A 9,578-nucleotide genomic window follows, 5' to 3' on the forward strand; every position below is an offset into this window, starting at 1 on the left:
GACCACTGACTATAGTGCTAGCGGCCGTAGTCTAGCCTGGATAGGATAGGGGCCTGCCACGCCCCAGACCCGGGTTCAAATCCCGGCGGCCGCACCACTACTTGCCGGGGTGAGGTAGCCTGGTAACCTGGGGGCCTGTGGAGCCCTTAACCCGGGTTCAAATCCCGGCCCCGGCCCCATCCGACTGCTCACTGATTTGGTCGATTGGCCCCGCCTGACGCGATTATCGACATATGGCGGTAGGACTCTTCTCAAGGAGTTAAGTTGGTGGACCCGCCGGGACTCGAACCCGGGACCTCCGGCTTGCAAAGCCGGCGCTCTACCATCTGAGCTACGGGCCCATTCGTAGGAGGCCACTGTAGGTTTAATAAACATTGTCCTACATGAGACCGGAACCATCTCCGGCTAGGTGCTCAATTCAATCAATCGCATGGGAGCGCATCGTCGAACCATATGCCTTACTTTAAATAGGGAATTGGCACCATCCTAAGAGAGAAATAAGAGCGAGAAGGGGATGTGTATTGAAGTCCATAGTGAGGTCTGCCACACGCAGAGTTGAGGAGGAGTTACGGGAGATCCCCCAAAAGGTCTCCCCAGAAGATTCTGCTCTGAAGGACTTCGTGGAGAGAGTTAAAGCTAGGATAGTAATAATGGGCGTGGGTGGAGCCGGGAGTAATACTATCACCAGACTGAATGCGATAGGTGTCGATTCTGTGGAGACAGTGGCCGTCAACACAGATGCCCAGCACCTCCTGACCACGATTGCCGATAGGAAATTCCTATTAGGTAAAGAGCTATGCGGCGGGAACGGATCAGGTGGTGACCCGCACATAGGTGAAGAGGCCGCTAGGGAGAGCATGGAGGAGCTGGAGCAGTTCTTCAGGGGTACTGACGTACTCTTCATAATGGCCGGACTGGGAGGGGGGACCGGCACAGGCGCCTCCCCTGTGATAGCTGAGGTCGGGAAGAGAGTAGGAGCCGTGGTGGTTTCCGTCGTTACACTACCATTCTCGGCGGAAGGAACCAAGAAGAAGGAGATAGCGATGAAGGGGCTCGCCAAACTGGCGGAATCCTCAGACACGATAGTGGTGGTTAACAACGATAGGATATTGGATATAGCGAAGGAGCTTCCTCTGCACCAAGCGTTCTTCATTTCGGACGAAATCGTAGCTAGGGCCGTCAAGGGCATGGTTGAGCTTGTGATGAAGCCCGGTCTGATAAATGTAGACTTGGCCGACCTCAGGAACGTCTTAGAGAATGGGGGTCCGGCGGTTCTCTCATTCGGAGAGAGCGATGGGGAGAATAGGGCAATAGAGGCCGTTGAGGATGCTCTAGGTAACCCCCTGCTCGAGGCTGATATCTCAGGCGGTAAGGCGGCCATCATAAATATCACCTCGGGTCCGGACTTCTCCCTCGAGGAGATGGAACAGATCGTGGAGACCATAGTGGGATCCTTGGACCCGACCGCCAATGTCATATGGGGGGCTAGGATAGACGAGTCCCTAAAGGGAGTGGTCCAAGTCCTCTTGGTGGTCACCGGAGTAGCATCTCCCAGTGTTGAGGCTGCCCTCCAAGGTGAGATCACCGAGGCGACCGCTGAGAGGGCCACTAGGGTAAGAGCAGAGAGGCCCACGGCCCCGAGGAGGGTGGTCTCCGATAGGAGGACTGTACCTCTAGCTAGAGAGGTAAGGGGACCGGAAAGGGACTTAGGCCTGGATGAGCTGTGAGGGGATGTCCTATGCCCAGAAAGAAGGATCAGAGAGGTAAACAGCCCACCAAAAGCAGGTCTGGACTGCGAGATTACATAGTCCAGACGCTCAAGGTCGCGGAGAAACCGGGCTGGGAAGAGGTGTGGAGCACGTTCAAGGTGACCGTAACGGGTTTCCTTATAGTCGGTGTGATAGGCTTCCTGTTCCAGCTGACGGCGCTATACCTAGTGGGTGGCTAGGATGGAGAGCCAACAATCCCAGGCACTCTTTTTTCCAGTTAGAATAGTTTCAGGAAAGGAAATAAATATAATACGCCTACTCATGGCGAGGGTATCCTCCACAGGAGCCAAGGTAAGGTCCATTCTCTTCATACCGAAGTTCAAGGGGTATCTGTTCATCGAGTCGGACAGGGAGTACGAGGTTAGGAGGTTAATTAGGGGCCTTACCAAGGTTAAACTCGCATCAACGAGCCCCATTCCACTCCAAGAGATAGAGAACTTGATTGCCTCCGAAACGGCTGCTATAGAGATAGAGCCCGGGGATATAGTGAAGATTATTAAAGGGAATTTCAAAGGCTACAGGGCCGTCGTGCTCTCGGTCCCTGAGGGTGGCAGGGGCAAGATGCTCACCCTGAAGTTGTTGGACATAGACAGGGACTGGGAGATAAAAATGCCCCTAACAAACGTGAAGCTGGTAGAGAAGAAGGGAGAAGAGGCCGAGGGAGGTGCTCAAAGTGCCTAAGAAGGTAGTTAAGGTTATGATAGAGGGTGGAAAGGCCACACCCGGTCCTCCGCTGGGTCCTGCGCTGGGAGGCTTGGGTCTCAACATGGGACTCGTGGTCAAGGAGATAAACGATAAGACCAAGGAGTACGCTGGCATGAAGGTTCCGGTGGAGATAGAGATCGACCTAGAGACTAAGGAGTTCGAAGTCAGGGTAGGAACTCCCCCTACCTCCATGCTCATCCTCAGGGAATTGGGAGCGGAGAAGGGATCTTCCGATCCGGGCTCCAAGAGGATTGGAGACCTCAAGATGGAACAGGTGGTGAAGATAGCTAGGACAAAGCTAGAGAACGCTAATACGAGTGATCTCAAAAAGGTGGTGAAGCAAGTATTGGGGACGGCTCTATCTATGGGCGTGACCGTGGAAGGGAAGAACCCCCGTGAGATTCAGAGAGAAATAGATTCTGGAGTTTGGGATGAGGTAGTAGGTGGTTGAGATGTCTCAGGTGTTGGTTGAAGACGAGGTGTTGAAGGTAATCTCTGAGATGCTCGAGAAAAGTCCTAAGAGGAGGTTCACAGAGGCCGTTGATGTGGTGGTCCTCCTCAGGGGCATAGATCTCAAGAGGGATCCCAATGCGAAGATAAACGAGATAGTAGAGTTGCCTCATCCGCCGAAGAACAGGCCCATCAAGGTAGCTGTGATAGGGAAGGGGGAATTCGCGGTCAAGGCCAAGGAGGCTGGAGCAGATAGGGTAATCGAGCCGGAGGAGATAGAGGCGCTGGCCGGTAACAAGAGGGCACTGAAAAAGCTAGCAAATGAGTACGACTTCTTCATAGCCCAAGCCGACATCCTGCCTAGGATAGTCAGGTACATAGGTCCTGTCTTCGGTCCTAGAAACAAGATGCCGGTGAATCTCCCAGCAGCGGCGGTATCTCAGCTACCTGCCATGATAGAGAAGCTGAGGAGGTCCTTGAGGATAAGGATGAAGGATCAGCCCGTGGTCCACGTGAAGGTGGGGTCTAGGAACATGACTCCCGAGGAACTACTGGATAACATAAAGGCGGTGCTATCCGTGATAGAGAGGAAGTACGAGGATCCCTCCAAGATAGCCAAGGTGTACGTGAAGACGACGATGGGTCCCGCGTACGAGCTCCCGATATCCTACACTAAGAGGAGGTGATTCTCATGTCTACTGTTGCTGGAGAGGTAAGGAGGAAGCAGAGTCCTCAGAGGATAAGGAAAGCTAGAATGATGGAGAGGTTCATAGAGCTAGCCAAGGAGTATCCCACTATAATGCTGGCCGACTTCGCTAGAGTACCAGCTGATCACTTTCAGCGGGTGAGGAAAGAGCTGGCTCCTGACATAAAGTTCTTCGTGATAAAGAAGAGGCTCGTTCAGAAGGCAGCCGAGAGAATGGACAGAAAGGGCATCCAAGAGTTAGTCAAGAGGATGCCAATGAGCTTAGTTGCCATTTTCAGTAGGAAAGATCCGTTTGAGACCTACAGGCTGGTAACAGAGAAGAAGGCGGAGGTCTTCCTCAAACCCGGTGATGTAGCCGAGGAAGATATAGTTATACCCAAGGGACCCACGGATATAGCTCCCGGTCCTATTCTCACTGACTTGAGGGCCATGGGAATACCTACAAAGATACAGGGAGGCAAGATAGCGATATCGGAGGACTTCACTATAGTAAAGAAGGGTGAAACGGCCTCCCCGCAGGTAGCGGACTTGCTCAGGAACCTCAACATAAAACCCCTGAAGGTCGGCTTCAAGGTGACCGCGGCCATAGACGAGGACGGGCTCCTCTACCTACCGGAGATCCTCTCGATCACCAGGGAGGACATAATGGAGATGGTCATCAGGGCCCACTCCGCCGCACTGAACTTGGCCTTGGAGATGGGAGAGATAAACAGGCACACTGTGAGGCCTCTCACAGAGAGGGCTGTAGAGAGGGCCTTAGCTCTTGCCCTAGAGGCCGCCTGGTTGAGCGATAAGACGATACCTCTGCTGATAAGGAAGGCGGCGGTAGCCGCCAAGGTCCTGCAGGAGAAGGTCTCCTGACCTTCATTCTCCCAATTTTCAATTGATCAAGGGGGCTCAGGAGCGGAGAGTCTCCTCATTTTCATGATAATCTGTCTGTGGAGCTATCATCACAGCCCCTTCCTTCCGACCACATCTCCTCTAAAAAAATTCAGGGAGTGATTCCCTATGAGACGGACTCACCCAAGTAGGGTCGGTAGGATTTGAGGACCTCCTCCCACTCCAATTCCCCGAAAAGACCTCTTTCTTTCTGCCATTTCTGCAGCCTATAGAGGGGCTCTATCAACCCACTGTCGGACATCAACTTGTCCCTCAACTTGGCGAAGTCCTCCACTAAGTATTCGGCCACGAAGTTCTTCAGGTCCAGCGGATGTATCTCGCCCCTCCTGTAACTGCTCTCCAACTCCCCATAACTCGAGATCTCTATCTCCCCACCACCAGCAGCCTTTGATTTCGGTAGGACGATGCTGCCGGCCCTTGGAAGTATTACATACCTCATTATACCGAGGATCGGGTTCTTCAACCTGCCCTCCTCATCATACTGATCCTCGGATCCGGGAGGACAATAAGCGTGCTTTATCTTCTCTCTTATGATCTCAGGCGGGTCGTGAACGGCTATGTGTGATTTTGGAATACTGCTGCTCATCTTACCCCCTGTAAGCCCCGTCAGCAGCGGGGTGTGTATGGCCGACGGCACGTACTTATCGACCCTGAGGGGAACGTTCGTCGAGAATACGTCCCTAGCCAAGGCATGTATCTTCCTCTGATCGGTACCTCCAATGGCCACCTTGACTTGGAGGTACAGGATGTCGAGGGCCTGCATCAGGGGATAGATGTGATGGGATACTAGGGGGTCCTCCTGCTCCCTAGCTATCATCGACATGGCCCTCCAAGCCCTCCTCGCGGTTACCCTCTGAGAGAGCGATAGAAGATCTAAAACGTAGTCAGGAGATAGTTCGAAGCTGCTACCGAGTCTTATCTCTATTTCTGGTGAGCCCAGCTCGTGGAACACAGTCTTCCAGTAAGTCATCGAAACCTCCTCTATGAGCTCCCTAGGTCCCTTCAGGTTGAGGATCGCGTGGATATCCGCCATTAGGGCTATTGCATGGAATCCCGCCTCCACCATGTCCTTCAGCTTATAGAGCGTGATGAGCGTTCCTAGGTGTATCGGACCGGACGGCTCGTAACCTACATAGGTGTTGTGCCGTCCCGTCTTGAGTAGCTCCTTTATCTCATCTAGGGTCATGACGAACTCATCCAGCGGCTCTGCCACGCCCCTTAGCACTAGCGATAGTCTATCCGTGGTATCACCCAGAGGAGGTGAGGAAACCTACATAAATTCCTTTGGTCTGACCCGAATTGCATGGGAGGACCTCAGAGTAGGTCAGTTTTCTCACGGATCATTGCCGTCACCTGTCATCACCGGTCCCCCGGAAAACCGGAGAGAACTCCTTTTCTTCTTTACCTCAGACAGGGTCCTGAGCATATTCCAGTAATGTGTTCCGAACCAGAAGACATTTCCACAGGACGGGCACATTAGAAACTTGACGTGGGAACGGAGAACCTCTCTAGGTAGGCCTTTCACTGTGTGAGCCCCTCTGACGAGGTTTAACTTAGTGTTGCAGAACGGGCACCTGCTCTTCTTGGGTTCAATTTTCAACCTTACCCCCTCGCTCGCTGACAGGATAGCCAGAGCTTCCTCTAATCTCTCGGGGACGTTAACAACCCTGATCCCATGGTTAATCGCCCTCTTGACGAGCTCCCTATCCCTAGTGACCAGTATCCTGCTGGTCGAAAGCCTGAGGATCAGGGAATCCCCTTCGCTGGGATCCGCATACTTGGTGTCACATCCTAGTATCCTCAGCCACCTCGCCAGTTTCCCACCCATCGAGTCGACTAGGAACTTAGCGTCGCACATCCATACCACTCACTTAGGATGGTTGGAGGAGAGATGGTAGCCCCGCCCGGATTCGAACCGGGGTCTCCGGGTTCAAAGCCCGGCGTGCTTGGCCGCTACACCACGGGGCTTCGGGAGTCAATTACCATTCCCCTATAAAATAAAGTTTGATCTCAAGTGGTGCGGGGGGTGGGATTCGAACCCACGCGGGCCTGACGCCCACCGGACCCTGAATCCGGCGCCTTGGACCTGGCTTGGCTACCCCCGCTGGTGCTCCGGCCGGGATTTGAACCCGGGTCTGGGGCTCGAAAGGCCCCTATGCTTGGCCGGGCTACACCACCGGAGCCCAATCCACCTATAAGTATAACCCCAATAAAAATATTATGAGGCCCCTCGTCGAGGAGAGACCCTAATTCTCGAATTGAAGATAGGAGAGTGGGGATCAGATACTTATCCCCAGATGTTCATCCAGCTTCTCCCTCAAGTACTCGACGAATAGCTCCTTCAGCTTCTTGGCGGTGGGACTCATGGCCTTGAATATCTCTATCTCTGCCTTCTTCTTTTTCTCTAGGAACCACCTGTTCTCCCTCTGCCAGAACTCGTTCTGAAGGTTAGGGAGGAACTGATTGTCCTGAGCGGCCTTGAGATCTGCGGGAGTGAGGGGCTCTAGTGCGAACTGATAATCCCTGAAGAATCCTTCCTCTACATCCTTCGTGAGTATACCAATGAATCTAGCCTCAGGAGATGCTAAATAAGGTATGTGGGCCGAATTTATGCTGTTGTATATCACGGTAGCCGCTATCCTGAGGGACCAAGGGGACAAGTCAGTGAGTATAGCGATGGGAACCCCCTCATCCGATAGCATCCTCAGGAACCTCCTCATGCTCCTAGAAGCCTGCCCCTGTAAAATCGCGATAGCGATCTTTCTCTCCTCTGGGATACCTAACTCGATCATGTTCTTGGCGGGACCCACCTTCTCTATAGCGACGACTGCCTTGACACCGATCCTCTTGAACTTTATGTTCTCGGGCCTCGGTGGTACAGAGTACCCCATCTCCCCCACTTGATCAGCTCTCAGGACTCTTCCTGATCTGTCAATGAGTTCTACATCCCCGTAGATCCATCCTCTGGGATCGCTGGTTATGGAGAAGGCCTCCCTAGGCATTCCAAGTATGAGCTCCATAAGCACTATTCTGGCATCAGTCTCTCTCTGATCCTCGGGAAATAGAGTTCCCTTAAGCCTCTCCACTTTATGCACATAGTAGAAATCCCTCTTCGTCATGGTGAGTCCGTTCTCTAGGTGATCTAACGCCCTGCTCAGCCCGTACAGGACGCCAGCCAGAGTCTTGAGACTCTTCACTCTGGAACCTCTTATCTTACTGTAGGTCTTGGGACTGAATATGTAGCCTATGTCCTCATCGAACAGTATGTTCTTCTGACTGTTCGGGGGGTACTCTATCTCGGGGAACTCTCCTCGCTTTATCCTCTCGGCAATCTCCTTGGCTAGTTCAAGAGCTTTCCTCTTGATCTCCGTCTCCTCCTTCATCCTCATCACCTACTTTAACCCTCAACTTATTCAGTAGATTCTCTACAGGAGGACGCTCACCGAGCAGTTCCTCCAAAGTCTCCGCTATTATCTGATAGTACATCTTGAACAGCTCGTACCTCCTTCTGAGCATCTCCTTCCTTCTCTTACGACTCAGGAAGATCCTCAGATCTCTGGCACAGTTTCTCAGCCCCAGCTCGATTTCCTTGGCTACCTCAGGCACATTAGCTATGAACTCCTTACCGACTGTCTTGAACGGAACCTTAGTGGAGACTATGTGAACGAAGAAGACGATCGGTTCGTCCTCGGGACTCTTTATGCCGTAATTACTCCAATCTATTCTCTTAATTATCTGGTAGGATACATCACTAGAAATATCGTAGAGGAGAGGTATCCTGTTGGCGTACCTGTACAGCTGTATCTCTCCTGTAGGTCTTATTTGCCCGCCATAGGCTATGGCGGTCTCTACTATGAAAGGATGAGCCTCGTAAACTGAGGGTGGTCTCTGAACTGCCTTGACGAACTCAGGCTGCAACTCCTTCTTTATACCTGACTCGAAGAGGTCCGCTCCTAGGGGAGATAGGACGCTGGGGTCGGGGGGAAGGAACTTGTCGTAGCTCTTCAGCGCACGGAACAGCCTCTCTATCTCCTCCTTCGTGAGTTTGGAGGGCCTCTTATCTGGAGGCAAGCCAGCTATCTTCAGGACCTCGCTGGCGGTCTTACCCCCAACTCTCTGGAAGTGTCTAGTCAAGAACGACTTGAGGGTGCGTGCCTTCGTTGCCTGCAGCAGCCTCTGTAATAGCTCTAAATCTACTCCCTTTGGATGATATAGCGCCTCTTTAGGTCGGGGAGGCAATCTGTCAGTACTTCGGGGGTATACGTAGAAGTTCCCTTCAGGGTCCATGAAGGAGATGTCCGCGTAGGGGACGACTATGGCCGTCTGGTGCAGGTAATCTATGATCTTCCTCTTGGCCCTAGGGTAATTACCCTCGAAGTAGGATTCCACCACGGTGAAGGAGGCCCTAGATATGCCCTTTAAGATCCTCCTATCTAGTACCACAGGCTCGTTCTTCTGGATGTCTATCATCATGATTATCTCGTAAACGGGATCTCCCTTCTTGGCTGATGTCACCTTAAACGGCATATTCGTAGTTATCTGCCCGTAAAGGAGCGCCATGGTTCCCCCTAGACCGAAGGTACCTCTGCTCTGGATCAGCCTGTATTTGGAACTGACGAAGACTCTACCAAAGGCTCTAGGTATCTCATCTGGCCCCAACCCTATTCCATTGTCTGCGACCACTATCCTATACCAAGGCAGGGACCCCACGTCCCTCTCCTTATACTCGGTCATCACTACCTGTATCTTTGGAGGGTTTTCCGCCATCTCCGCCGCATCTAGTGCATTCTCCACCAGCTCCCTGACTATCGTATAAGTAGCTCTGACGGGATTGTCGAACCCAGCTAAGGATTTATTTCTGTAGAAGAAATCAGCAGCACTTATCTCCTCGAGCCTCACGTCTTCGGACATGGAAACATCCCCTCACTTCTCCTCGTTCGTAGTTTCCTTGAGGGCCTTCCTCAGCAGACTCTCATCGAGCACTGCCCTCTTGCTCATCTCGGCTATCTTCTTCTCCATGGCCCTGTAGGCCGTGGAGTGCATAGATC

The 9,578-nt window shown here is 52.6% G+C and carries 10 protein-coding genes and 6 tRNA genes; 8 read left to right on the forward strand and 8 right to left on the reverse strand.

Annotated elements, in window-relative coordinates; translation table 11 throughout:
* Positions 1–20: 20 nt before the first annotated feature.
* Positions 21–97 (forward strand) — tRNA-Gly (locus QI197_01440).
* Between the two features lie 6 nt (positions 98–103).
* Positions 104–179: transfer RNA gene (locus tag QI197_01445), tRNA-His, on the forward strand.
* Positions 180–265: 86 nt separating this feature from the next.
* Here QI197_01445 and QI197_01450 read toward each other — a convergent pair.
* A tRNA-Ala gene (locus QI197_01450) sits at positions 266–341 on the reverse strand.
* Positions 342–521: 180 nt separating this feature from the next.
* On the opposite strand from QI197_01450, the gene ftsZ reads away from it, so the two are divergent.
* From ftsZ to rplJ, 6 genes are read left to right on the forward strand one after another with little or no spacing between them, the layout of a single operon-like run.
* Positions 522–1,727, forward strand: a complete 1,206-nt coding sequence (ftsZ, locus tag QI197_01455) for a cell division protein FtsZ (GenBank protein MDK2372028.1) — start codon at positions 522–524, stop codon at positions 1,725–1,727.
* Between the two features lie 11 nt (positions 1,728–1,738).
* Entirely contained in the window at positions 1,739–1,948 is a 210-nt protein-coding gene (locus tag QI197_01460) for a protein translocase SEC61 complex subunit gamma (GenBank protein MDK2372029.1), read from the forward strand.
* Between the two features lies 1 nt (position 1,949).
* Complete coding sequence (locus tag QI197_01465; GenBank protein MDK2372030.1) at positions 1,950–2,450, forward strand: transcription elongation factor Spt5; 501 nt, start codon at positions 1,950–1,952, stop codon at positions 2,448–2,450.
* Positions 2,443–2,925 (forward strand): 50S ribosomal protein L11, encoded by a 483-nt coding sequence (locus tag QI197_01470; protein ID MDK2372031.1) that lies wholly within the window; start codon positions 2,443–2,445, stop codon positions 2,923–2,925. Before QI197_01465 ends, QI197_01470 begins: the two co-directional genes overlap by 8 nt.
* A gap of 1 nt (position 2,926) precedes the next feature.
* Positions 2,927–3,610, forward strand: a complete 684-nt coding sequence (locus QI197_01475; GenBank protein MDK2372032.1) for a 50S ribosomal protein L1 — start codon at positions 2,927–2,929, stop codon at positions 3,608–3,610.
* 5 nt (positions 3,611–3,615) lie between these two features.
* Positions 3,616–4,491 carry a 50S ribosomal protein L10 gene (gene rplJ, locus QI197_01480; protein ID MDK2372033.1) on the forward strand — a complete coding sequence of 292 codons (876 nt, stop codon included), beginning with the start codon at positions 3,616–3,618 and terminating at the stop codon, positions 4,489–4,491.
* A gap of 145 nt (positions 4,492–4,636) precedes the next feature.
* Here rplJ and QI197_01485 read toward each other — a convergent pair whose 3' ends face one another.
* The 7 genes from QI197_01485 to QI197_01515 form a co-directional block, all read right to left on the reverse strand.
* A complete protein-coding gene (locus QI197_01485) occupies positions 4,637–5,785 on the reverse strand; it encodes a tyrosine--tRNA ligase (GenBank protein ID MDK2372034.1) in 1,149 nt (382 codons plus the stop codon).
* 78 nt (positions 5,786–5,863) lie between these two features.
* Positions 5,864–6,388, reverse strand: coding sequence for a Mut7-C RNAse domain-containing protein (locus QI197_01490; GenBank protein MDK2372035.1), 525 nt, complete (start codon positions 6,386–6,388; stop codon positions 5,864–5,866).
* Between the two features lie 34 nt (positions 6,389–6,422).
* Positions 6,423–6,498, reverse strand: a tRNA-Gln gene (locus QI197_01495).
* 47 nt (positions 6,499–6,545) lie between these two features.
* Positions 6,546–6,635: transfer RNA gene (locus QI197_01500), tRNA-Leu, on the reverse strand.
* Positions 6,636–6,713, reverse strand: a tRNA-Glu gene (locus QI197_01505).
* Between the two features lie 96 nt (positions 6,714–6,809).
* Complete coding sequence (locus QI197_01510) at positions 6,810–7,913, reverse strand: DNA topoisomerase IV subunit A (GenBank protein ID MDK2372036.1); 1,104 nt, start codon at positions 7,911–7,913, stop codon at positions 6,810–6,812.
* On the reverse strand, positions 7,876–9,441 hold the full coding sequence (locus tag QI197_01515; protein ID MDK2372037.1) for a DNA topoisomerase VI subunit B: 1,566 nt from the start codon (positions 9,439–9,441) through the stop codon (positions 7,876–7,878). The genes QI197_01510 and QI197_01515 overlap by 38 nt, the downstream gene beginning before the upstream one ends.
* Positions 9,442–9,578 lie beyond the last annotated feature (137 nt).

Source organism: Thermoproteota archaeon (genome assembly GCA_030130125.1).
Classification (GTDB): Archaea; Korarchaeota; Korarchaeia; order Korarchaeales; family Korarchaeaceae; genus Korarchaeum.

Coding starts and splice junctions, on each gene's coding strand:
- QI197_01515 (MDK2372037.1), bottom strand. CDS start 9,441: ATGTCCGAAGACGTGAGGCTCGAGGAGATAAGTGCTGCTGATTTCTTC.
- QI197_01490 (MDK2372035.1), bottom strand. CDS start 6,388: ATGTGCGACGCTAAGTTCCTAGTCGACTCGATGGGTGGGAAACTGGCG.
- QI197_01475 (MDK2372032.1), top strand. CDS start 2,927: ATGTCTCAGGTGTTGGTTGAAGACGAGGTGTTGAAGGTAATCTCTGAG.
- QI197_01510 (MDK2372036.1), bottom strand. CDS start 7,913: ATGAAGGAGGAGACGGAGATCAAGAGGAAAGCTCTTGAACTAGCCAAG.
- rplJ (MDK2372033.1), top strand. CDS start 3,616: ATGTCTACTGTTGCTGGAGAGGTAAGGAGGAAGCAGAGTCCTCAGAGG.
- QI197_01460 (MDK2372029.1), top strand. CDS start 1,739: ATGCCCAGAAAGAAGGATCAGAGAGGTAAACAGCCCACCAAAAGCAGG.
- QI197_01465 (MDK2372030.1), top strand. CDS start 1,950: ATGGAGAGCCAACAATCCCAGGCACTCTTTTTTCCAGTTAGAATAGTT.